At 65.3% G+C, this 21,208-nt stretch carries 18 protein-coding genes; 9 read left to right on the top strand and 9 right to left on the bottom strand.

What is annotated here, in order from left to right:
* Nucleotides 1-52: 52 nt before the first annotated feature.
* The 6 genes from AC30QB_RS03345 to AC30QB_RS03320 all read right to left on the bottom strand — a co-directional run bounded on the left by AC30QB_RS03345 (nucleotide 53) and on the right by AC30QB_RS03320 (nucleotide 6,447).
* Nucleotides 53-1,276 carry a type II secretion system F family protein gene (locus AC30QB_RS03345; RefSeq protein ID WP_489544769.1) on the bottom strand — a complete coding sequence of 408 codons (1,224 nt, stop codon included), beginning with the start codon at nucleotides 1,274-1,276 and terminating at the stop codon, nucleotides 53-55.
* Complete coding sequence (locus AC30QB_RS03340) at nucleotides 1,276-2,982, bottom strand: GspE/PulE family protein (RefSeq protein ID WP_489544768.1); 1,707 nt, start codon at nucleotides 2,980-2,982, stop codon at nucleotides 1,276-1,278. The genes AC30QB_RS03345 and AC30QB_RS03340 overlap by 1 nt, the downstream gene beginning before the upstream one ends.
* A 94-nt stretch (nucleotides 2,983-3,076) precedes the next feature.
* Nucleotides 3,077-3,919 carry an urease accessory protein UreD gene (locus AC30QB_RS03335; protein ID WP_489544767.1) on the bottom strand — a complete coding sequence of 281 codons (843 nt, stop codon included), beginning with the start codon at nucleotides 3,917-3,919 and terminating at the stop codon, nucleotides 3,077-3,079.
* Nucleotides 3,920-3,959: 40 nt separating this feature from the next.
* Entirely contained in the window at nucleotides 3,960-4,739 is a 780-nt protein-coding gene (locus AC30QB_RS03330) for an ABC transporter permease (protein ID WP_489544766.1), read from the bottom strand.
* Nucleotides 4,736-5,545: an ABC transporter ATP-binding protein gene (locus AC30QB_RS03325; RefSeq protein ID WP_489544765.1), complete on the bottom strand. Its 810-nt coding sequence runs from the start codon at nucleotides 5,543-5,545 to the stop codon at nucleotides 4,736-4,738. The genes AC30QB_RS03330 and AC30QB_RS03325 overlap by 4 nt, the downstream gene beginning before the upstream one ends.
* Nucleotides 5,542-6,447: an alpha/beta fold hydrolase gene (locus AC30QB_RS03320; RefSeq protein WP_489544764.1), complete on the bottom strand. Its 906-nt coding sequence runs from the start codon at nucleotides 6,445-6,447 to the stop codon at nucleotides 5,542-5,544. Before AC30QB_RS03320 ends, AC30QB_RS03325 begins: the two co-directional genes overlap by 4 nt.
* Nucleotides 6,448-6,589: 142 nt before the next feature.
* Between AC30QB_RS03320 and AC30QB_RS03315 the strand changes: the two genes are divergently transcribed.
* The 5 genes from AC30QB_RS03315 (at nucleotide 6,590) to AC30QB_RS03295 (ending at nucleotide 13,249) form a co-directional block, all read left to right on the top strand.
* Nucleotides 6,590-6,976: a hypothetical protein gene (locus tag AC30QB_RS03315; protein ID WP_489544763.1), complete on the top strand. Its 387-nt coding sequence runs from the start codon at nucleotides 6,590-6,592 to the stop codon at nucleotides 6,974-6,976.
* 748 nt (nucleotides 6,977-7,724) lie between these two features.
* Complete coding sequence (locus tag AC30QB_RS03310; RefSeq protein WP_489544762.1) at nucleotides 7,725-8,042, top strand: hypothetical protein; 318 nt, start codon at nucleotides 7,725-7,727, stop codon at nucleotides 8,040-8,042.
* Nucleotides 8,043-8,296: 254 nt separating this feature from the next.
* On the top strand, nucleotides 8,297-10,705 hold the full coding sequence (locus AC30QB_RS03305; protein WP_489544761.1) for a hybrid sensor histidine kinase/response regulator: 2,409 nt from the start codon (nucleotides 8,297-8,299) through the stop codon (nucleotides 10,703-10,705).
* A 75-nt stretch (nucleotides 10,706-10,780) separates the two neighbouring features.
* Nucleotides 10,781-11,566, top strand: coding sequence for a putative signal transducing protein (locus AC30QB_RS03300; RefSeq protein ID WP_489544760.1), 786 nt, complete (start codon nucleotides 10,781-10,783; stop codon nucleotides 11,564-11,566).
* Between the two features lie 162 nt (nucleotides 11,567-11,728).
* Nucleotides 11,729-13,249 (top strand): Lcl C-terminal domain-containing protein, encoded by a 1,521-nt coding sequence (locus AC30QB_RS03295; RefSeq protein ID WP_489544759.1) that lies wholly within the window; start codon nucleotides 11,729-11,731, stop codon nucleotides 13,247-13,249.
* Nucleotides 13,250-13,283: 34 nt separating this feature from the next.
* On the opposite strand, the gene AC30QB_RS03290 is transcribed toward AC30QB_RS03295, so the two are convergent.
* Nucleotides 13,284-14,135 carry an SDR family oxidoreductase gene (locus AC30QB_RS03290; protein ID WP_489544758.1) on the bottom strand — a complete coding sequence of 284 codons (852 nt, stop codon included), beginning with the start codon at nucleotides 14,133-14,135 and terminating at the stop codon, nucleotides 13,284-13,286.
* Between the two features lie 117 nt (nucleotides 14,136-14,252).
* On the opposite strand from AC30QB_RS03290, the gene AC30QB_RS03285 reads away from it, so the two are divergent.
* A complete protein-coding gene (locus tag AC30QB_RS03285) occupies nucleotides 14,253-15,059 on the top strand; it encodes a c-type cytochrome biogenesis protein CcmI/CycH (protein ID WP_489544757.1) in 807 nt (268 codons plus the stop codon).
* Between the two features lie 134 nt (nucleotides 15,060-15,193).
* Here AC30QB_RS03285 and AC30QB_RS03280 read toward each other — a convergent pair whose 3' ends face one another.
* Both AC30QB_RS03280 and AC30QB_RS03275 read right to left on the bottom strand, forming a co-directional pair.
* Nucleotides 15,194-16,864: a caspase family protein gene (locus AC30QB_RS03280; protein ID WP_489544756.1), complete on the bottom strand. Its 1,671-nt coding sequence runs from the start codon at nucleotides 16,862-16,864 to the stop codon at nucleotides 15,194-15,196.
* Nucleotides 16,865-16,870: 6 nt separating this feature from the next.
* Nucleotides 16,871-17,473: an OmpA family protein gene (locus AC30QB_RS03275; protein WP_489544755.1), complete on the bottom strand. Its 603-nt coding sequence runs from the start codon at nucleotides 17,471-17,473 to the stop codon at nucleotides 16,871-16,873.
* Nucleotides 17,474-17,711: 238 nt separating this feature from the next.
* Between AC30QB_RS03275 and AC30QB_RS03270 the strand changes: the two genes are divergently transcribed.
* The 3 genes from AC30QB_RS03270 to AC30QB_RS03260 form a co-directional block, all read left to right on the top strand.
* The gene (locus AC30QB_RS03270; protein WP_489544754.1) at nucleotides 17,712-19,109 is read left to right on the top strand and encodes an autotransporter outer membrane beta-barrel domain-containing protein; all 1,398 of its coding nucleotides are present in this window, start codon (nucleotides 17,712-17,714) and stop codon (nucleotides 19,107-19,109) included.
* A 23-nt stretch (nucleotides 19,110-19,132) separates the two neighbouring features.
* Nucleotides 19,133-20,338: a glycosyltransferase gene (locus tag AC30QB_RS03265; protein WP_489544753.1), complete on the top strand. Its 1,206-nt coding sequence runs from the start codon at nucleotides 19,133-19,135 to the stop codon at nucleotides 20,336-20,338.
* A gap of 126 nt (nucleotides 20,339-20,464) precedes the next feature.
* On the top strand, nucleotides 20,465-21,208 hold a 744-nt coding region (locus tag AC30QB_RS03260), incomplete at its 3' end, for a transporter substrate-binding protein (RefSeq protein ID WP_489544752.1).

Here is a 21,208-nt window from a genome sequence, read left to right as displayed (position 1 = left end):
GGGCGATCGGCTCCCGTCGTTCGCGTGAAAACGGGAATGACAGTGCTGCGCGCTACTTCGAAGCCGCTTTGCCCAAGTCCCAGATGGGGAGGAACACGCCCAGGGCGAGGATCAACACCAGCACGCCCAGGAAGATGATCAAGATCGGCTCGATCTGCGCCGAAAGTGACTTGAGCTCGTACTCCACGTCTTGCTGGTAGAAGTCGGCCACCTCGCCGAGCATTTCGTCGAGCGTGCCCGACTCTTCGCCCACGGCAATCATCTGCAGCACCACTGGCGTGAAGATGCCGCTCGCGGCCGCGGTGCGCAGCACGCTGTCGCCACGCTCCACGCCGTCGCGCATCTTCTCGATGGCTTTGGCGAAGAAGGCGTTCTCTACTGTGTTGGCCACCACCATCATGGCTTGCACCACCGGCACGCCGCTCTTGAGCGCCAGCGCAAAGCTGCGCGAGAAGCGCGCCAGCGTGGCCTTGCGGATGATCTTGCCAGCGACGGGGAATTTGAGCTTGGTGCGGTCCCAGAGGTAGTGGCCTTGCTCGGTGGCCGTCCAGCGCTTGAAACCGAAGATTGCACCTGCCACGCCCGCCACGATGTAAGGCCAGGCGACCAGGGTGAACTTGGAAAAGCCCACCAAAATCTGCGTCATGAGCGGCAGCTCGGCGCCAAAGCCGTCGAACACCTTCTGGAACGCCGGGATCACGAAGATGTTGACCACCATGACGGCGACCGCCATCACCGCCACCACAAAGCTCGGGTAGCGCAGGGCCGACTTCACCTGGTCGCGCATGAGCTTCTCGAACTCCAGGTGGTGGAACAGGCGCAGAAACACCTCGTCCAACCGGCCCGTCATTTCACCTACCCGCACCATGGCCACGTAGAAGCCCGAAAAGATGCCTGTCTGGCGTGCCAGTGAGGTCGACATCTCGTTGCCGCTTTCCAGGCTCTCGCGCGTCTGGCGTATCACCTGGGCCATGGCGGGCGCGGCCGATTCCTGCAGCCCGGCCAGCGCCCGCGTGAGTGGTATGCCCGACTTGAGCAGCGTGTAGATCTGGCGGCTGAACATCAGCAGGTCGTCGTGCTTGACCTTTTCCTTCTTGCCAAAGCTGAACTGGCGTGACGCCATTGACGCCGCGATGGCCGTGGCTTCCACGATTTCGAGCGGCGTGTTGCCGCCGCTCATCAGCTCGCTTGCAATGGCCCCGGCCGACGCGCCTTCGAGCACGCCTTTCAGCATGGCGCCGGTGCGGTCGCGCGCGGTGTAGGTGTACTGAGGCATCAGCCGTCGCCGTGAGCCGCCAACGCCATGGTTTCAGACAAGCTGGAGCGCCCGCTCTTGGCCAGCGCCAGGGCATTTCGCAGCAGCGTCTCGCGGCCGATCTGCACGCGTGCAATTTTCACGAACTCGATGGGCGAGCCGTGGTTGGCCGCCTGCACCAGCTCGGGTGTCATCTCCAGCATCTCGTAGACCGCGGTGCGGCCGATGAAGCCGGTGCCGTTGCAGCGCGAGCAGCCCATGCCGCGCATGTACTTGCCCTCGCCTTCGTCGTCGCTGGCGTAGTGGTCTAGCCACGCGGCCTCTTGTGTGGTGGGCGTGTGCGGGGCCACGCAGTTCTCGCACACCAGGCGCACCAGGCGCTGGGCGATCACCAGGTTGAGCGACATGGCCACCATGTACGGCGGCACGCCCATGTCGAGCAGCCGCACCGGGGTGGTGGCGGCGTCGTTCGTGTGCAAGGTCGACAGCACCATGTGGCCGGTCATGGCCGCGCGCAGGCCGATCTCGGCGGTGGTCTTGTCGCGCATTTCGCCGACCAAAATCACATCGGGGTCTTGCCGCAGCGCCGCGCGCAGCACGCGCTCGAAGGTCAGCTCTATCTTGTCGTGCACCTGCACCTGGTTGATGCCGGGCAGGCGGTACTCGACCGGGTCTTCCACCGTGATGATCTTGCGGTCGGGTGAGTTGATCTCAGCCAGCGAGGCATACAGCGCCGTGGTCTTGCCGCTGCCGGTCGGGCCGGTCACGAGAATCATGCCGCTGTTGCGGTGGAGCGCTGCGCGCACCTTGGTCAGCATGCGGGGCTGCATGCCCAGGCGTTCCAGGCTCAGCATGCCGCCGCTCTGGCTGAGCAGCCGCATCACGACCGATTCGCCGTGCTGGGTGGGCATGGACGAGATACGCACGTCGAGCGGGTTGCCGCGGATGTCGACGTGAAAGCGGCCGTCTTGCGGTAGCCGCTTCTCGGAGATGTCCAACCCCGACATCAGCTTCAAGCGCAGCACCAGGGCGGGTGCGATCTTCAGGTCGGCTTCGGTCTGCAGGTGCAGCACGCCGTCAATGCGAAAGCGCACATGCAGCTTGTGCTGCTGTGGCTCGATGTGAATGTCAGATGCGCGCACCTGGGCGGCGTCTTCGAACAAGGTCTGCAAGAGCTTGACGACCGGCGCGTCTTTCACCGCCGCATCGGTGCCCAGCAGGCTGCCGAAATCGGCCTCGGTTTGCGCCAGTTCGGCGGTGAGTTCTTGCGACAGCGCGGTGATCTCGCCGGTGCGGCGGTACACGCGGTCGATGGTGGCGAGCAGCTGCGTCTCGGTGACGGCGGCCAGCTCAATCTCTCGCTTCAGGATGCGGGTGAGCTCGTCGTAGGCAAACAGGTCGCTCGGGTCGGCCATGCCCACGCGCAGCGAGCCGTTGCTGTCTTCCAGCACCAGGGCGCGAAAGCGGCGGGCCTGGGCCTCGCTCAGCAGGTTGACCAGAGACTGGTTGGGGCTTTGCTGCTTGAGGTTGATGTACGGGATCTTGAGCTGGCGGGCGAGCGCACCGGAGATCTGCTCTTCGGTGACGATGCCACTGTCGACCAAGATGCGGCCGAGCTTGCGGCCGCTCGCACGCTGTTGCTCCAGTGTTGCGGTGAGCTGCTCTGCGGTGATCAGCTCCTGGCGGACGAGCAAGTCGCCTAGGCGGATTTTCTCTGGTGGCGGCACGTTCGATCCTGACGACAAGGCCCTGGGTCAGGACATTGTCAAAGTCGATGCCGTTCCTTGAAGCCTCGAATTCGGGGCAGATTGCCCTCTTGTTTCAGGTACGCCAGACCCGTGGTGGGGTGGCTTGCAGCGCCCAGGCCAGGGCTCTCCAGCGCTGCCACACCTGCGTGAGCAGGTTCATCGCCGGCTCCACGCGGTGGGCCAGCGCGCGCAGCACCACCACTTCGCCATGCGGGGCGGTGCAGCCGACCGTGGCTTTGAGCGGGTGCGCGGCCACCGCTTCACGTGCTGCTTCGAGCAATCTGTCACGCCGTGCAGGCGACAAGGCCTGGCCGGCTGCAAACCACATCGTGGCCAATACGCTGTGGCCGGCCCAGCCGAGCGGAGAGTCCAGCAGCCGGCTGTCGCTGCCGTCGACCGTGCCGCGCTCCAGCCATACGCCCGGCAGCTCGATCTGCTGCGTGTAGCGGCCGGCGTCGAAGCGTTCGTTGCTCGCCGGCAGGCCGAGCGCCAGCATGTCCCAGCCGATCATCTCGGCGCCTGGCGCCAGCTCGAAGCGCATGCGGTTCTCGGCCAGTGTGTTGCGGTAGAGAATGGTTTCCAGCGGCAGCCATTCCAGGCGTGCATTGCTCGCCACTTGCGCGGTGAGCGATTGTTGGGCCAGCTCGCCCGCACTGCGGTAGAAACGGGTGGCGCCTGGCGTGGTGATCAGCGCGTGGCTGCCCGGGCCGAGCTGCGCGCTGATCTGCAGCACGTCGCCACCGACCACGCCGCCCGGCGGGTGCACCAGCACGTTGTGGCAAATGGCGTCACCTTCGGGGTACAGGCTTTGCAGAATGCGCAGCGGGCCGTTGTGTTCGTCGTGAACGACGGTGCGCGGCCTCTCTTGCAGAGTGTGGTGCCGGTAGCTGAGCTTGAGGTGGCCGTGCCAGCCCATGGGCGAAGTGTGTGCGGTTGAGAGAGTGCGGCGAGTGTAGTCAGTGCGACGCTGAGCCGCGATGCGCCCATGCCGTGGTGCGTTTCTCGATCACCGCAAACAGCTCGTACATCGCCATCGCCATGGCGCCCACCACCACCAAGCCGGCGAAGGCCAGGCCCATCTGCATCGACGAGCCGGCCGAGATGAGCAGGTAGCCTATGCCTTCGTTGGCGGCGGTCATCTCTGACACCGTGGTGCCCACGAAGGCCAGCGTGATGGCGACCTTGAGCGAGCCGTAGAAGTAGGGCATGGAGCGCGGCAGGCCGACCTTGACGAGCACGTCCCAGCGCTTGGCGCCAAGCACGCGCAGCACATCTTCGAGTTCGGGCTCCAGCGTGGCCAGGCCGGTGGCAATGTTGACCGTGATGGGGAAGAACGAGATCAGGAAGGCGGTGAGCACCGCGGGCCCCGCGCCTATGCCGAACCACACCACCAGGATGGGCACAAAGGCGGCCTTGGGCAATGCGTTGAATGCCGTCATCAGCGGGTACATCGCGGCATAGGCCAGACGTGAGCTGCCGATCAAGAAGCCCAGCATCGTGCCCACCACGATCGACAAGCCGAAGCCCAACATCGTGACCCAGAAGGTGCGCCAGGCGTGGCCGGCGATCACGCCGCGAAACTCGACCAGCTGCGTTGCGATGCGCGAGGGCGCCGGAAAGATGAAGTCTGAAATGTTGAAGCCGCGGCACACCAGCTCCCACAGCAAAAGCACGGCGATCAGCAGCAGCCAGGGTGAAAGTTGTTCGAGGCGCTTGGAGCGGCCCGGCGCGCTCATGCTTTCACCCCCACCGGCTTGCGGATCGAACCGATGTGCTCGCGCAGCTCGAGCACGATGTCGGTGAAGTCCTTGGTGTAGGTGAGCTCCAGCTCGCGCGGGCGCGGCAGCTCGATCTTGCGTTGCACCAGCATGCGCCCCGGGCTGCGGCTCATCACGTACACGGTGTCGGCGAGGAAGGCCGCTTCGCGCAGGTCGTGGGTGACCAGGATGACGTTGAATTTTTGCACCGTCCACAGGTCGCGCAAGATGCACCACAGCTCTTCGCGGGTGAAGGCATCGAGCGCGCCGAAGGGCTCGTCGAGCAGCAGCATCTTGGGCTCATGGATCAGCGCGCGGCAGATGGAGGCACGCTGCTGCATGCCACCCGAAAGCTGCCAGGGGAATTTGTCTTCATAGCCACCCAGGCCCACGCTTTGCAGCAGCTTGCGGGCCTTGTCGGCATAGGCGGCGCGCTGGAGGCGAAAGCTGCTGCGATAGGGCTCCACGATCTCCAGCGGGAGCAGCACGTTGTCGAGCGTGGTGCGCCAGGGCAGCAGGGACGGTGCCTGGAAGGCCATGCCGGTGATCTTGAGCGGGCCGGTGACCTCTTTGCCGTCGATCAGGATGCTGCCTTGCGAGGGCTTCTTCAGGCCCGTGGCCAGCTTCATGAAGGTGGACTTGCCGCAGCCCGAGGGGCCCACGATGGCGATGAATTCGCCTTGCCCGACCTGCAGCGAAATGTCTTCGACGGCGTATTGCTTCTGGGCCAGCAGCTCGTCGTTGTAGGCGAGCCAGACATTCCTGAAATCCACAAAAGGGGTCATGGGGGTTGAGGCAACTGGTTGATGACGGACTTCACGGCCTGGCGGTAGATCTCTGGCGCTTCGTTGTGCAACCCGCTGTGGCTGCCTCCTGCGATTTCGACCCACCTCACACCCGGCCGTGCGGCATCACGCAATTTCCGGCCCAGGGTCACGGGCACGGTGTGATCTTGCTCGCCATGCATCATCAAGATCGGCGCATCGACCTTGCCGATCTTGTCCAGGGAATCGAAGTTTTGCCGCGTGATCCACGAGGCGATGGTGCCCAGCACGCCCACCGAGGCGGCCACATCGGGCAGGTTGGTGAAGGTCGATTCGGTGATCAGCGCGCCGTAGTCGGTGAGGTAGCGCTTGCGGCTCGCCAGGTCGATGGCCACGGCGCCCCCCATCGAATGGCCGAAGATCACGCGCTTGCGCGGCTCGGGTTGGCGGCGGGTGAGCTCGTCCCAGGCGGTGTTGGCATCGGCAATGATGGTCGGCTCAGACGGCACCATGGCCGTGCTATCGCCCCAGCCCCGATAGTCGACCGCCAGCACGGAAAAGCCCGCGTCACGCAGGGCTTCGATCTTGGGGTAGTTGCGGTACAGGTTTCGAAAGGTGCCGTGCAGGTATAGCAGCGTGGGCGCTTGCGGGTCGGCCTGCGGCATCCACCACAGTTGCAGCTTGTCGTGTGTGCCCTTCGTCAGGCTTGGCACGCTGATGAAAAACATCTCGTCGCCGGGGCGCAGGCCCTTGAAGTCAGCCGGGTGACCGGGGGTGGGCCTGTAGACGAGCTCGCGCTCCTTGTTGTCCCACCAGGCGCAGCCGCCAAGGGCCGAGAGCATGGCAAGCGTCACACAGAGTGTTGCGAAGGCGCGCATGGCCAATGTGGAAGCACTCAAAAACCTGGCGACAATTGCGATCATGAGATTCCTTGTTACTGCGCTGGCCGCTGGCCTCTACTGCTGTGTTTTTTCTGCCCACTCACAGACGGCCACTTCTCCCTCTGCGGCCCTAGTGTCGCCCAGCACACCCGCTGCGGCGCCTGCGGGTGGGCACTGGCGGCTGATGGCGTCACCCTATACGTACCATTTTTCAGAAGACCCCGAGCACAGGCCGGTGCGCATGGTCGGCTTGGAGCGGCAGCGGGCCGATGGGTTGGTGTGGGGCGGCACCTACTTCAGCAACTCGTTCGGCCAGCCCAGCGCCTACGTCTATGGCGGGCAGCGGCTGGAGAACTGGTCGGCGCGGCCTGAGCTGTTTGCCCAATGGACGGCCGGCATTTTGTATGGCTACAAGGGCGAGTTCAAGGACAAGGTGCCCTTCAATCACGGCGGGTTTTCGCCCGGGGCGGTGCTGTCGGTGGGGTGGCAGTTCACGCCTGTGTATTCGGCGCAGGTGAACATGCTGGGGAATTCGGCGGTGATGTTTCAGGTGTCGATGGAGTTGCGCTGAGGCCGCATGGCCTTTTGTTTGCGCAGCGCCTACTGTTCGGCCTGAGCAACGAAGGCCCGTTCTGTTGTTGCCGCTTCGCGTGGTTGTTTCTACCTGTCTTGCTCGACGGCGCCGGGTAGTCGCCCCGGCAGGCGAGTCACTTTCATTTGTCGCGCCAAATGAAAGTAACCAAAGCAAAGGCGCTCTCCATATGTCACAGCTGTGTGGCTACAGGCTACGGCCTGTCAACGCCATGCTGAGGCTACGCCGCACACCTGCTGCGATTTCTTCACCACTCGCCTCGCTGCGCATCGGCTTGATGGAGCGATGCGTGGCGAGCCGGTCTGGTGTTCGCTGGTGTTCATCTTCCCCTTCGGCCGAGTCGGCAGGGGTCTCTTCTTTGCTTCCTTTCTTGTCGACACAAGTTCGCGAAGCGGGGATCTGCTCACTTTGCAAAGCAAAGTTATGCAGATACCAAAGGGAGTCGCCGGCCGGGGCGACATCCCGGCGCGGTCTCACGCGGTGAGCAAGACTCACCGGGCAAAAGGAAAACGGAGGCGAAGCCCCGTTTCTCAAGCACACATCGGTTTAAAACCAGTGCGAGCTGCACCATGGATGCGGGCTTCGCGCCTGCACTTGGACCCACGAGCGCGCGCCGGTGGTTTGCCTGGATGACGCGGGCCTTGGAGCGCAACGTCGTAGGATGGACGAGGCAGGTCGCCAACGTGATCTCTTCGTAGCACCAAGAACCCCTTCGGCAAACAAAACAATGAGCAACCCCCTTCTGGCGGCCTATCGCTACACAAGCAACAACTGGGCAATGATCGGCGGCAGCAAGGTGTGCGGCTGCTGCAACTGCGTGGAGATTTTCACCTCTGACGAGATCGTGGCCTGGACGGGCTTGGACATGAGCAACTCAGAAGACCCCAAGGCCGTTGAAATGCAAACTGCCATGTGCCCCCGATGCGGCAGTGAGGCCGTGCTGGGCGACAAGTCTGGCTACCCCATCAATTTGCAATTTCTCGGCCAGATGAATGAGGCTTGGTTTCAAAAGACGCTGATACGCCCGTCGAAGCCCAAAAAGTAAGGGCTCTGTCAAGCGGGGCTGGCCTGGATTTCCGTTTTCACGGGAATGACGGTGGCTTTGTGCCGTTCGCCTACGCCGGTGTGTGCGCTTCCGCACAGACCCCGCCGCTGCACCGCCGCATCGTGTAGGGTGCCTCCGCGTTGGCCCCCTCGCGCGAAGGCCCCATCTCAATCGGGAGACGCCGTGCAGAAACACCTCAAGCCCCGCGCCCTTGCGGGCGATGCATCCTTCGCCCTCACGACAAGGCAATTCGCATGAGCGCCAGGCCGTTCGCCACGTTCGGCGTGCTCGCCAGCGAGCGAGTGGATGGCGTGCAGCGGCTCATGCTGCTGGCCGGTGCCCTGGTGCTCTCAGGGTTGACCGCCTCGGCCATCTGGCTGGGTTTGCAAGACCCGCTCGCGGCCTATCCGCAATGGGACCCGGCCCTGGGCATCGCAGGCGCTGTGCTCGGAGTCGTTGGCATGCTGCTGGGGTCGCGGGCCTGGCACCGCCTGCGCCATGAGGCGAGCGCCACACTGCTGTCGGCAGAGCACATGACTCGCTTCCACGCCGTGTTGTCTGAAACCAACCGCCTGATCCTGCGCCGCCCTGAGCCTGCCGAGTTGTTCGAAGGGGTCTGTGAATCGTGTGTTTCCGCCGGACATACAGAGCTCGCGGTCATCGACCTGGTGGGCGGTGGCGATGCCTCCCGCGTGGTGGCCGAGTTCGATGGGCGAGAGGGCGGTGGCACAAGTACCCTGCGCGACGGGCTGGCGCGGTCGCGCCAGTTGCACGAGCACCTGGTGCGGCTGGCCATGCAGTCGGATGAGCCGCTGGTCATCAACGACATGTCGGCCGACGCACGGGTGTCGGCGTGGCAGGCTCCGTCGTTCAAGAGTGAGGTGAATGCGATGGCGGCGATACCGCTCAAGCGGGCCGGCACGCCGGTAGGCGCCTTGCTGCTGTGCTCCACCACCAAGGCGTTCTTTGTCGACAGCCTGCTTCCGCTCTTGTCGGAAATGGGGGCCGACCTGTCCTTTGCGCTCGACAACTCTGACCGCGAGAACGCGCGGCGGGCGGCACAAGACCAGGTTGAGCGCAGGGATCATCTGTTCCAGACGCTCTTCGCCGCAGCCCCCGTGCCCATGGCCATCTTCACCCTGCAGGACCGCAAAGCCATGAGGGTGAACTCGTTGTGGTGCTCGTTGGTTGGGCTCGCACCCGACAGGCCGGCCAACATCGCCTTCGATGCCCAGGGCTTCTGGCCCGACGCAGGCGAGCGCGAGCACTTCTACAGCGCGCTGCGCGCCACCGAGCGCGTGATCGGCATGCAGACCCGGTGGGTCTCGAGTGACGGCACGCACCACGACGTGCTGGTGAATGCGCACGTGGTTGACTACCTGGGCAAGAGCAGCTTTCTGGTGGTGGCCACCGACGTGTCAGAGATGAAGGCCGCGCAGGTGGCCGACAGCGCCCGAGAGGTAGCAGAAGAAGCCAATCGCGCCAAGACCGAATTTCTGGCCCGCATGAGCCACGAGCTGCGCACGCCGCTCAACGCCATCCTCGGCTTTGCGCAGCTGCTTGCAAGCGACACCCGGGCCACGCTCTCGCAGGAGCAGGCCGACCAGGTCGGGCTGATCACGCACGCGGGCTGGCACTTGCTCGGTCTCGTCAACGACGTGATGGACATCTCGCGCATCGAGTCGGGCCAGCTCGAGGCGCTGAGCGAGCCCACCGACATCGCCGGCGCGCTCGACGAGGCCATGGCGCTGTGTCACCCCTTGGCCCACGCGCAACAGGTAGACCTTCGCAAGCAAGTCGGCGTGGGCACGGGAGTGGGCGTGCTGGCCGACCCGCGGCGCTTGCGCCAGGTGCTGATCAACCTGCTGAGCAACGCTTGCAAGTACAACCGGCCTGGTGGCACCGTCAGGGTTGAGGTGAGTGCCAGCGAAACAGAAGTGGTGTTCGACGTGATCGACAACGGCGTGGGCATGTCGGCGGAGCAGCTGTCTCACCTGTTCGAGCCCTTCAACCGGCTGGGCCAGTCTGAGCACACCATCGAAGGCACCGGCATCGGGTTGACCTTGAGCCGGCAACTCGTGGAAATGATGAAGGGCCGTCTGGAAGTGGAAAGCAACCCCACCACTGGAACGCGGGCCCGCCTGGTGCTGCCGGCCTGCGAGCTGCGGCAGGAGCATTTCGCTGCGGTGACCGGGCCACCGGCGGTCGGCCGCATCCTCGGCGGTTCGACCGTGCTCTACATCGAAGACAACGAGGTGAACCAGATCCTCGTGCAGCAGATGATTGCGCGCTGCAGCGGCGTGACCCTGATGCAGGCAGAGACCGGTGAAGACGGCTTGGCGTTTGCGCTGCTGCAGCAGCCCGACCTCATCTTGCTTGACATGCAGCTCCCCGACATGTCGGGCTATGAAGTGCTGCGGGCCTTGCGCGGTGACAGCCGCACCAAGGCATTGCGGGTGGTGGCGGTCTCGGCCAGCGCGATGCCCGATGCCGTGGCCGCGGCGGTGGACCTGGGGGTGCTCGACTACTGGACCAAGCCTCTGGAGCTGAACCACTTTCTGGCGGGCATCACCGCGATATTGCGCTTGCAGCACGCGGGCGCCGGTGCGGCGGACCGGGCGACCCCGTCGTCGGCCATGCTGCGTGAAGTGCCCGTCAAGTGAACCGCTGCGCCTGAGGCCTGGCACTCTCGTGCTTGCGCTTGCGCACTGGCCTGGCCCGCCTGCCAGAATGCTTTCATGCGCACCGTCTACCAAGCTGCCAACGCCGTCGAAGCCCACATGCTGTGCGACCTGCTCAAGCAACAAGGCATCACCGCCCAGATCCATGGCGAGGCCTTGCAGGGCGCCATCGGCGAGCTGCCCGCCGCCGGCCTGGTGCGCCTGGTGGTCGACGAGACCGACTACACGCAGGCCCGCGAGCTGGTGGAGCGCTGGGATGCCGAGCAGCCTGCATATGAGCGCGAGAAGCCGCCCGCAACGAAGTCGCGCTCGGTGACGATTTTCTTGCTGGGCCTGGCCATGGGGGTGGGCGCGACCTTTGCCTATGTGCGCACGCCGGTCAGGCTGGACGGCATAGACCACAACCACGATGGCGTGCTCGACGAGACCTGGACGTACTCGGCGCGCGGCACCCTCGTCAACGCCGAGATCGACCGCAACCTCGACGGCAAGGTTGACTACATCGCCTACTACGACGCCCGCGGCGAGATCGAAGCGGCCGACGCCGACGATGACTTCGACGGCATTTTCGAGACCAGCATCGGCTTTCGCCAGGGCAATGTGCAACTGATCGAGGTAGACACCCATGGTGACCGCTTCCGTGACCTGCGCCTTGTCTTTGTGCACGGGGTGATGGCCTCTGCCGAATACCTTGACCCAGCCAATGGCAAGCCGCTGCGGGTGGAGCACTTCAAGCTCGGCAAAATGGTCGATGCCGATGTGGACACCGATCGAGATGGGGTGCTGGAGACACACATCAGCTACTCGCCGCTGGGCGAGGTGGTGGGCACGGTGCGGCGCTGAGGCATCGAAGGCCCGCACCACACATCCCCCACAGCAAGCCGCCCATCACGCTAACCCTCCAGAAGCGTGAACTAGTCGATCAAGCTTCAGCCGCACAGGCCGATACACGAGCAAGTCTTCTTCCGGGCGGGTCCGGAAGGCGTTTCTCACGGGCGGCCCTCGATGCTTCATTCACGTTTGCTCTTGACCGCTGCGGCGGTGGTCTTGCTCGCCGCATGCGGCAGTGACAGCGGTGGTTCATCAGCCAGCGGCGGCGGCAACAACGGCGCCCCGGTCTACGCGGCTGTTTCGGGCACCGTGGTCGACAAGCTCGGCGTGCCGGTCTCAGGCGTGACCATCAGCGTCTTCCACCACAACACCAACACCACGGTCACCACCACCACCGACGTCAACGGCGCCTACTCGGTGCCGCAGCTAGACACCGTGCGCAACGCCGATTACGCGGTCTACCCCAGCAAGGCCGGCCTGGGCTTTCAGCCCACGGTGAACGATGCGGCGGGCACGGTCACCAAGTTCGATTTCGACGGCCTCTACCGCACCGTGGTGCGCATTGCCACCATGCCTGCACACGACGTGAGCGGCGTCAACTTCACGGCGCTGCGCGCGGGCGACAAGATGGCGAGCCTGGCCCGCACCGGCCAGGCCACCAGCTACGCCAGTGGCGACGACTACTCGGCCCAGCAAGGTGTTGCATGGCCTGGCGCGCGCTTCACCGACCACGCCGACGGCACCGTCACCGACCACCTCACCGGCCTGGTGTGGCTGAAGAACGCGGGCTGCATGAGCCCCACGGCCTGGGCCAGTGCACTCACCGCGGCCAACCAGCTCGCCAGCGGCGCCTGCGGCCTCACCGATGGTTCGACCGCGGGGCAATGGCGCATGCCCAATGCCAACGAGCTCGAAAGCCTGGTCGACGTGTCGCGCACCAGCCCGGCCTTGCCTGCTGCGCACCCGTTCACCAACGTTGACCTCACCGCGGCGTACTGGACATCGACCACCTACACCGCGCTCACGGCCAACGCCATGGCCATCCGCTTCACCGATGGCCGCTGGATCAACGGCGCAGACACCAACGATGGCGGCTTTGGCAACACCAAGACGACCGTCGCCAACTCACTTTGGGCGGTGAAATCGGGTGCTGCCGGCGCCGTGGAGCCGCTCGCGACGGGCGTTTACTCGGGCGTGGGCGGCGGCTCGTTCGGCGCGCGCGACGATGCGAGCCTGCAGCTGGGCGCACCCCTGACCGCCTCGCGCTTCATCGACAACGGCGACGGCACGCTGGCCGACACCGTGACCGGCCTCACCTGGTTGAAGCAGGCCGATTGCATACACCAAGCCTGGTCGGGCGCCTTGAGCGCCGTCAACGGCCTGGCCAGCGGCCAATGCGGCCTCACCGACGGCTCGACGGCCGGCCAATGGCGCATGCCCAACCGCGCCGAGATGCTGAGCCTGTCAGACCGTGCCCCCACCTTCCCGCAGGCCTCGTACCTGGTGGGGTCGTACCGGGGTAACGGCGTGGTCACCGGGCCGGTGGTGTTCAACAACTTCATCGTGTCCGACTTCTACTGGACCTCGACCACCAGCGCTGCCGACAACACCGAAGCCTGGACGCTCTACAGCTGCGACTTCGGCGTGTACAACATCGCAAAGACCGACGTGAGGTACACGTTGGCGGTGCGTTGATCGCGGCGCGTCAGGCTCAGCGAGCGCGCGCGCCTCACAGCACCCACTGCTCGCTGCGCTGCCACAGCTCGGCGGCAAGCGCCGCGTCGTGCACCAGTGCAGCTGGGTCCTTGATGTTGCTCTTCTCGTAGTACAGCCCGGTCTCAGAAGCCGCTTCGAGGGACGTGGCGCAATGCAGCGAGGTGGCCGCGCCTTCTTCGGGGGTGATCATGGCCAGCTTGATGAGCGAGCGAAACGGCCAAGGCACCGAGCGCCATACATCGGACGCCACCACGCCAGGGTGTAGCGCATAGGTGGTGACGCCGCTGCCCTCGAGCCTGCGGGCCAGCTCGGCGCTGAAGAGCGCATTGGCGAGCTTTGACACGCCGTATTCCGGCAGCCCGGTTCTGGCCTTGGTGGGTTGGCGCACGGCCTGCCAGTCGATGCCGCGGGCGCGGTAGTGGGCCCGGCTCGACACGGTGACGATGCGTGCCGGCGCCGAGCGCTTCAGGGTGTCGAGCAAGAGCTGGGTCAGCAGGAAGTGGCCCACGTGGTTGACGCCAAAGGCGAGCTCGAAGCCCGATGAGGTGATGCCGCGGGCACCCGCGATGCCGGCGTTGTTGATCAGCAAGTGCAGCGGCAGGCCGCGCGCCAGAAACGTCATGGCGCAAGCGCGCACCGAGACCAGGTCACCGAGGTCGAGCGACAGCAGCTCCAGCTGGCCGGCGCCGGTGGCGGCGCGCATCTCGTCGAGCACCGGCTGCGCGCGCTCGGCCGATCGGCAGGCAATGAACACATGTGCCCCGCGCCGGGCCAACTCGCAAGCGGTGATGCGGCCTATGCCGGTGTTGGCGCCAGTGATCAGGGCCACGCGGCCTTCGAGTGAGCGTGCAGTGGTTTGCGTCATGGCGGCGAGCATAGCGCTCGGCAGAGGCTGGCGGTTGCGTGCCGGGACAGTGGCGGTGCGCGCCAGCCCACCGCTTCGGGGATAGGGGCGCTCGAAAGCCCGTGATGCAATAGAGGGATGAACGAAGAAGTGCACGCGCTACGCCGTCGACTGCAGGATCTGCACGACGGCCACCTCACGGGGTTCGTGGACGACGCGCAATACGCACAGAGCCGGGCCGCTCTGGAGCGCCGGCTGATTGATGCCGTGATGCAGCAGGCGAGTGCCGACGCACCCGCGGCAGCGCCGGCCGAGGCTGAAGCGCCCGCACTGCATGCCGAAGGCGGGTCTCTGGCACCTCCGCGTGGGCCATCGCGTTGGCCGCTGTGGGTAGCTGCGGCGGCGGTCTTCCATCTCGCAGCCATTGCGGTGTGGTGGGCCGCCTCTGCTCGGCCGGTCCGGCCGGTGGTTGCCGTGTTGCCCGAGGTGTCGAGCCCGGCCCTTGCGCTGCCTGTGCCCCAGGCAGCGGTGACCCAGGCCGACGCGCAAGCCGACTCGCAGCCAGCCACGCCTGCTCCGCTCAGCAGCGCACCGCGCGGCAGCGGCGTCAGTGGCACGGTGGCGCTGTCGCCAGCCTTGGTCGGTCGTGCAAGCCCGTCCGATGCGGTGTTCGTTTATGTGCGCGCCGTGGGCGGCCCGCCTTTTCCCTTGGCCGTGATCCGCAAGCAAGTGAAAGACCTGCCCATGGCTTTCACGCTCGACGACAGCATGGCCTTGTGGGCCACAGCCAAGCTGTCTGGGTTTTCACAAGTGGTGGTGACAGCGCGCGTGAGCAAGAGCGGCGAGGGCCAGGCTCGCAACGGTGACCTCGAAGGCCAGTCACCGCCCGTGGCCGTGGGCACCAACGGTCTGGCGCTGGAGATCGGCACCGTCGTCGCGAAGTGACGGCGCGCTGAAAAGGCAGCGCCTGTTGAGCTTCTAAAAATTCGCGACAGCAACCTCCGGTCGGGCACAGTGCGAACGGAAAGTGCCTTGTCGCGGAACAGGGGAAAACTCAGTAAGCGCGCGCCTCGGTGACGTCAGATGGGCGCAAACACGAAATCGCCCGCTTCATGACCGGCAAAGCCGATCGGCGCGTATTGCGGCTGCTGCTGCACCTTCAGGCGCCGTGCCAGATGGGCGAAGCGAGCCGACACCGCATGGTGCAGCTCTTGCGCTGCCAAGGGCGCGTTGACCTGCGCGAGCACGTCGAGCAGGCTGCGCGCGAACAGCGAGTGGTCCACGCTGCCGCCATCAACCACCGGCTCCAGGCCGCCAGAGGTCATGGCCACGCGTGCACGCTGTTTGCTCAGCTGCTGCAGAGGCGTTTGGCGCTGCTCAAGCGACAAGGCCTGGTCGATGGCGGGCACCAGCGAGCGTGTGAGCGTGCCCGAGTAGCAAGAGTCTGCAATCACCAACACGTGCCGGGCGGTCATGGCCGAGAGCTGGTCGGTTACGTCGATCACCGAGACCCATTGCGCGAGGTCGGTGCTGTCGCCATCGACGGGGATCCAGTAGCCGCGCGCGGTGACGGCGTCCATTTGCCCGTGGCCGGCGTAATACACCACCACCTGGTCTCGCGGCCCCACTTGCTGGCGCAGCCGGCCGAGTGCGGCGAGCATCTGCTGGCGCGTGGCGTCTTTCAGCATCGTCACCGAGAAGCCGAAGCGCTGCTTGAGCACGGCCGCCAACGCCTGCGCATCGGAGTGCGGCGTGTCGAGCTTGACCCAGTGCTGGTAAGCCTCGTTGGAGACGATGAGGGCGAAGCGCTTGCCGGGGGGCAGTGGCGAGGCGGGCGCAGCGCCTGAGGCGGGCGCGGTGATGGGCGAGGCCGAGCGCTGCACGAGGGTGAGCTCAGCCTGTGCTTGCGCGCCGCTGAGGTCTTCTGCCTGCACGAGCAAGGTGGTACGGGCATCACCCACGGTCACGGGAATGTTGAGCAAGCCTTGGGCGTCGGGCTTGTACGGTTGGCCATTGACCACCACCGATTTCAGGCCGGCACTGCCTGCCACACGCACCACCACGTCCAGTGGCCCGGCCGGGCTTTCCAGTGTGACGGCGCTGCCGGCCACGCGGGGCACGGGCGTGGCACCGACCGGTGAGACGAAGTCGACCCGCAGGCGGTCGCTGCGCTGAATGGACAAGCCGGCCGCGAGCCCGCCGGTGGCCTTGTTGACCAGGTCGGTGACCCGCGTCAGCGTGTCGGCAGACGTGATGCCCCGGGCCGCGGCGACCAGAGCGCCTTGCTCCAGGAAGCCTGCAAGGCCGATGAGCGCGCGCGAGTCTCCTTGGGCAGCTGCCTTTTCGTACCAAGATTTGGCGAGCGCCTTGTCGCCGCGCTGATCGAAGAGCTCGGCCACGGTGGTTTGCGCTTCGGGGAAGCCCTCAGATGCCATCGGCAGCCACATCTTCACGGCAGCGCTCTGGTCTTGCGCTTCGACGTACTCGCCGCCACCGGCCTGGCACTGGGCGGGTGTGAGACGCTCCGCACGACGCGGTGTCACGCTGGTGCTGAACGCGCCGAGCCGGCGCACTTTGCCTGGCAGCAGGCAGTGCACGAGGCTGTCTGCTGCATCACGGTCGGCTGCATTGGCGGGCGCCGGCGTCGCGGCTTTTGAGGGGGTGGCGATGGCGGCCCAACCCAGGCAGATCACCACCAGGGCAGCAGCAAGCCAACGCCTGCGGTGGCGTTGTGCGAAATGAAAATTCATGGCTGCTCAGCCCGCGCGAAACTGCACGCGTCGGTTGGTGGCGTCGTAGGGATGGGTCTTGTCGAGCAGCTTGTGCGGCCCTTTGCCCTCTACGCCCAGCAGCGTGATGGGCAGCTTCTTCACGGTGACGAGATAGCTGCGCACGGCAGAGGCGCGACGGTATGAAAGGCTTTCGTTGTAGGCGGTGCTGCCCTTGGCATCGGTGTGGCCCTCGACCACCACTTTCACCGTGCCCTCGGTGAGGCGTATGCCTTCGGCAATCACGTCGAGCTGGGCTTTCGCCTTGGGTGTGAGGTTGGCCGAGTCGAAATCAAAATGAACCGGCACCGACACCGCGCTCGCGTCGCTCGCATTCGTGGTGGGCGTTTGCTCAAGCAGCGCAAACGGTGAGTGGCCGTTGACCGGCGCTTGCCCGCGCAGCTTGGTGGCCTCGCTGGCGCCGCGAAAAAGGATGTCGGCGACCTCTTGTGCCGACGGCGACCTGCCCTCGTCGTAGACCATCACCGTTTGAGCCTGTGCGGCGAGTGCGCCGTACATGAGCGTGATCGCGGTCGTGCGAAGAAGGCTGCGCAGCACGGCGCGGTGGGTGGGCGAAAGGTGACGGTTCATGTTGTTGATCTCCCTGAGCAAAAAGCGCAATCAAATAGTTTCGCATTGCATTCGGGTCAACGCGCCCCCGCAAAAGAGGGAAGGCGCGGGCCACGCTGCAACAAAACGAAACGCTTTGTGATGCAGCGGCCATTCCACCCGCAAAGGGGATGTCGCGTGCGTCCGGCCGCAACGATGATCGCCGGCTTTGCCTTGAAGCTGTGGGCTTGTCATCAGCCTTCGCCTCATCACACACAACATGAAAACGTCTTCGCTCCTGCAACTCTCTACTGCTGCCAGTCTTCTTTCCATCGTGGTACCGGTGTCGGCCGCCATCTCCTGTTCACCGTCTGCACTCGTCTCGGGCGACATGGTTTCGCTTCAAGGCAATTGCATAGACAGCATCACCGACCTGGCGCTCGTGGCAGGCACCGAGATCTGGCAGGTGCAGTCGGGTGACGGCAGCAACCCGGTCGGCCAGCGCAGCATTCCCGGTGGCTCGCTCAGCGTGCCCCTGCTGCCGGGCGAGCACACCTACCTCATCACCAGCATCGACCCCGGCTACGGCGGCCCCATCGACCTGGGCGGCGAGGGCGGTTACCCGCGCGTGACCGTGATGGGCGCTGCGGGCGCCCCCGGCCCGCAGCAGACGCTCAATCAGGCCAGTGCCCCGCTGCTGGCCTTGCAGAGCGCGCGCATGCACGGCAATCTGGCCAATGCCCAGGCACGCATGCGTGCCTTGCGCAGCAGCCACAACACGCCGCAGTTTGATGTGCAGGGCGTGCCCCTGCCCATGGGGAAGAAAGAAGAGGGCGACACATCGCAGCCAGGGCGGCTCGGCGTGTATGTGCTCGGCCTGGGCGACTACCTGCGCCAGAACAGCTCGGTTGCTCAGCCCGAATTCAAGCTGCGCACGGTGTCCTTGTCGTTGGGTGCCGACTTGCGCCTCGGTGATGAGTGGGCCGTGGGCGCCAACCTGGGCCCGTCCGACTCGCGTGTCACCTTTGAAGGCTCGGCCAGCAAGCAAACGAGCAAAGGCAGGCAAGCCACTGCATATGCAAATTGGAACGTGTCGCCCACCACGTATGTGAGCACGACCCTCAGCTACGAGACCACCCGGTTCAAGCTCGCCCGTGACGACGGGGCTGGCGGAGCCGCCCTGTCATCACCGCAGGGGCATGGTGTGGGCATCAGCCTGTCAGCGGGGCGCGACTTCAGCATGGGCGCCTGGTCCATTGGGCCCTACGTGCGCTGGGACAGCATCACGTCCAGCGTTGACGGCTTCGATGAAACGGGCAGCGATTCAGCGGTGGCGGTGAGCGCACAGCGGTTGACGTCGCGCGCGCTGAACATCGGCGCACAAACGCAGCTGAGCGTGCCGGTGTCGTGGGGCGTGTTGTTGCCCTATGTGCGCCTCGAACTCACGCACCGCAGCGAAGCATTGCAACAGGCGCCGACGGCCACGCTGCTCAGCGGCAACACCACGCTGCTCGTGCCTTCGGTGGCGGACGCCAGCGGCAGCCATGGCAGTGTGGCCGTGGGAGTCTCGGGCCTTCAGCAGGGCGGCATGAGCTGGTTTGCCGACTACGAAACCGGCGTGGCACAGAAGGGCTACCGCAGCGAGCGCATCGGGCTCGGCCTGCGATTCGAGCTGTAAACACCGCACAAGCAGAGAGTTTCGTGGCGCGCTTTCTTCTTGCATGGGAGCTGGGTGCCAACCTGGGCCACGCCACGCGTTTGCGGCCGGTGGCCGTGGCCTTGAAAGCGCGCGGCCATCAAGTGAGCTTCGCGCTGAGAGACCTGATGGGCAGCCGGCCTTACCTGGGCCCCGAGCTGGGTCGAGCATTTCAGGCGCCACTGGCGCTCAGCACCCACCATCAGCCGGCCTTGACCATGGCTGACGTGCTGCTCTCCTGCGGGTACGACACGGCCCATGGGCTGCACGCTTTGGCCGAGGCGTGGAAGAACCTGCTTGAACTGAGCGCTTGTGACGCGCTGGTAGCAGACCACTCACCGACCGCACTGCTGGCCGCGCGCCTGGCCGGCATTCCGGCGCTGCACATCGGGCATGGGTTTTCGGTGCCGCCGCGCCAGTCGCCCTTGCCGGTGTTTCGTGATTGGGCCTCTGTGCCTGCGTTGCACGCCGAGCAATCCGACGCCCGCGCACTGGCCCATGCCAACGACGTGCTGGTGTCACATGGCAAGCGGCCGATGCAGCAGCTGTGCGAGTTGTTTTACCCCGAGCAGTCGCTGCTGTGCACCTGGCCCGAGCTGGATCACTACGCTGGCCGAGGGCGCGTGGCAGGCGACTACCGCGGGCCCGACTGCGAAGTGGCGCCTGGCGCCGCGCCGTCATGGCCTGAGGGTGACGGCCCGCGCGTGTTCGCCTACTTGCGCGCCTCGCACCCCCACCATGCCGCTGTTTTGCAGGCGCTCGATGCGGCGGGCTGCCGGGTCGTGTGCTTCATGCCCGACAAGCTTGCCTCCGCTCAAGCGCTTCCCGTTTCATCTCGCATCGTCTACAGCCACCGGCCGCTTGACATGCGCCTGGTGCTCGCCGATTGCGCATTGGTGGTGTGCCATGCCGGCCAAGCCACCGTCGCGCAGGCCATGCTCAGGGGTGTGCCTTGCTTGATGCTGCCGCTGCATGCCGAGCAATTTCTGCTGGCCCGCGAGTTCGAGCGTCACGGGGCAGGTGTCAATGTTGCCGCGCGAGCGCAACCGCTGGACTACCGTGCGCTGCTCAACGAACTCATTGCCCCTGGCGCGCCGTGCCGACAAGCCGCTCGCAAGCTGGCCCGCGCTTACGGTCAATTCGAGCCCGGCTTGCTGACCTGCGAGATTGCCTATGCGGCGCAGGCGCTGGTGCGCGCAGCTGGCGCCTGATCTCCTGCCCTGAGAGGGGGCTGTACGCCTTCTGGCGTATATCGCCGCCCCGCACGTCTCCGTAACCTGCGTCTGTGCGCCTCAACAGGGGCGACGCAGACCCAAACACCCCAGGAGCGTTCGTTCATGAAAAACACCCGTCGCACTTTTGCGAAATCTCTCAGTGCTGTTGCTGTCGGCGTCGCCGCACTCAGCCTGCCGATGTGGGCACAGGCTGCCGACACCATCAAGGTCGGCATCCTGCACTCGCTGTCGGGCACGATGGCCATTTCGGAAACCGTGCTGAAAGACGTGGCGCTGATGACGATAGACGAGATCAACGCCAAGGGTGGCGTGCTCGGCAAGAAGCTCGAACCCGTGGTCGTCGACCCGGCTTCCAACTGGCCGCTGTTTGCTGAAAAGGCCAAGCAACTGATCTCGCAAGACAAGGTGGCCGTGATGTTCGGCTGCTGGACCAGCGTGTCGCGCAAGTCGGTGCTACCGGTGGTTGAAGAACTCAACGGCCTGCTGTTCTACCCCGTGCAGTACGAAGGCGAAGAGCTCAGCAAGAACGTGTTCTACACCGGCGCTGCGCCCAACCAGCAAGCCATTCCGGCTGTTGAGTACCTGATGAGCAAGGCCGGTGGCGGCGCCAAGCGCTTCGTGCTGCTGGGCACCGACTACGTGTACCCGCGTACCACCAACAAGATCTTGCGCGCCTTCCTGAAGAGCAAGGGCGTGAAAGACTCAGACATCGACGAGAAGTACACCCCCTTCGGCCACAGCGACTATCAAACCATCGTCGCTGACGTGAAGAAGTTCTCCGCCGGTGGCAAGACCGCTGTCATCTCCACCATCAACGGCGACTCGAACGTGCCTTTCTACAAGGAA

The sequence above is a fragment of the Rhizobacter sp. genome, assembly GCF_046595475.1.
Taxonomy (GTDB): domain Bacteria; phylum Pseudomonadota; class Gammaproteobacteria; order Burkholderiales; family Burkholderiaceae_C; genus Rhizobacter.
This window is presented reverse-complemented; position numbering and strand designations above follow the sequence as displayed.

Excerpts from the sequence above, each read along its gene's own strand:
- AC30QB_RS03345 (WP_489544769.1), bottom strand. The coding sequence starts at position 1,276 with ATGCCTCAGTACACCTACACCGCGCGCGACCGCACCGGCGCCATGCTG.
- AC30QB_RS03335 (WP_489544767.1), bottom strand. The coding sequence starts at position 3,919 with ATGGGCTGGCACGGCCACCTCAAGCTCAGCTACCGGCACCACACTCTG.
- AC30QB_RS03330 (WP_489544766.1), bottom strand. The coding sequence starts at position 4,739 with ATGAGCGCGCCGGGCCGCTCCAAGCGCCTCGAACAACTTTCACCCTGG.
- AC30QB_RS03325 (WP_489544765.1), bottom strand. The coding sequence starts at position 5,545 with ATGACCCCTTTTGTGGATTTCAGGAATGTCTGGCTCGCCTACAACGAC.
- AC30QB_RS03320 (WP_489544764.1), bottom strand. The coding sequence starts at position 6,447 with ATGATCGCAATTGTCGCCAGGTTTTTGAGTGCTTCCACATTGGCCATG.
- AC30QB_RS03315 (WP_489544763.1), top strand. The coding sequence starts at position 6,590 with ATGGCGTCACCCTATACGTACCATTTTTCAGAAGACCCCGAGCACAGG.
- AC30QB_RS03310 (WP_489544762.1), top strand. The coding sequence starts at position 7,725 with ATGAGCAACCCCCTTCTGGCGGCCTATCGCTACACAAGCAACAACTGG.
- AC30QB_RS03305 (WP_489544761.1), top strand. The coding sequence starts at position 8,297 with ATGAGCGCCAGGCCGTTCGCCACGTTCGGCGTGCTCGCCAGCGAGCGA.
- AC30QB_RS03300 (WP_489544760.1), top strand. The coding sequence starts at position 10,781 with ATGCGCACCGTCTACCAAGCTGCCAACGCCGTCGAAGCCCACATGCTG.
- AC30QB_RS03295 (WP_489544759.1), top strand. The coding sequence starts at position 11,729 with ATGCTTCATTCACGTTTGCTCTTGACCGCTGCGGCGGTGGTCTTGCTC.
- AC30QB_RS03290 (WP_489544758.1), bottom strand. The coding sequence starts at position 14,135 with ATGACGCAAACCACTGCACGCTCACTCGAAGGCCGCGTGGCCCTGATC.
- AC30QB_RS03285 (WP_489544757.1), top strand. The coding sequence starts at position 14,253 with ATGAACGAAGAAGTGCACGCGCTACGCCGTCGACTGCAGGATCTGCAC.
- AC30QB_RS03280 (WP_489544756.1), bottom strand. The coding sequence starts at position 16,864 with ATGAATTTTCATTTCGCACAACGCCACCGCAGGCGTTGGCTTGCTGCT.
- AC30QB_RS03275 (WP_489544755.1), bottom strand. The coding sequence starts at position 17,473 with ATGAACCGTCACCTTTCGCCCACCCACCGCGCCGTGCTGCGCAGCCTT.
- AC30QB_RS03270 (WP_489544754.1), top strand. The coding sequence starts at position 17,712 with ATGAAAACGTCTTCGCTCCTGCAACTCTCTACTGCTGCCAGTCTTCTT.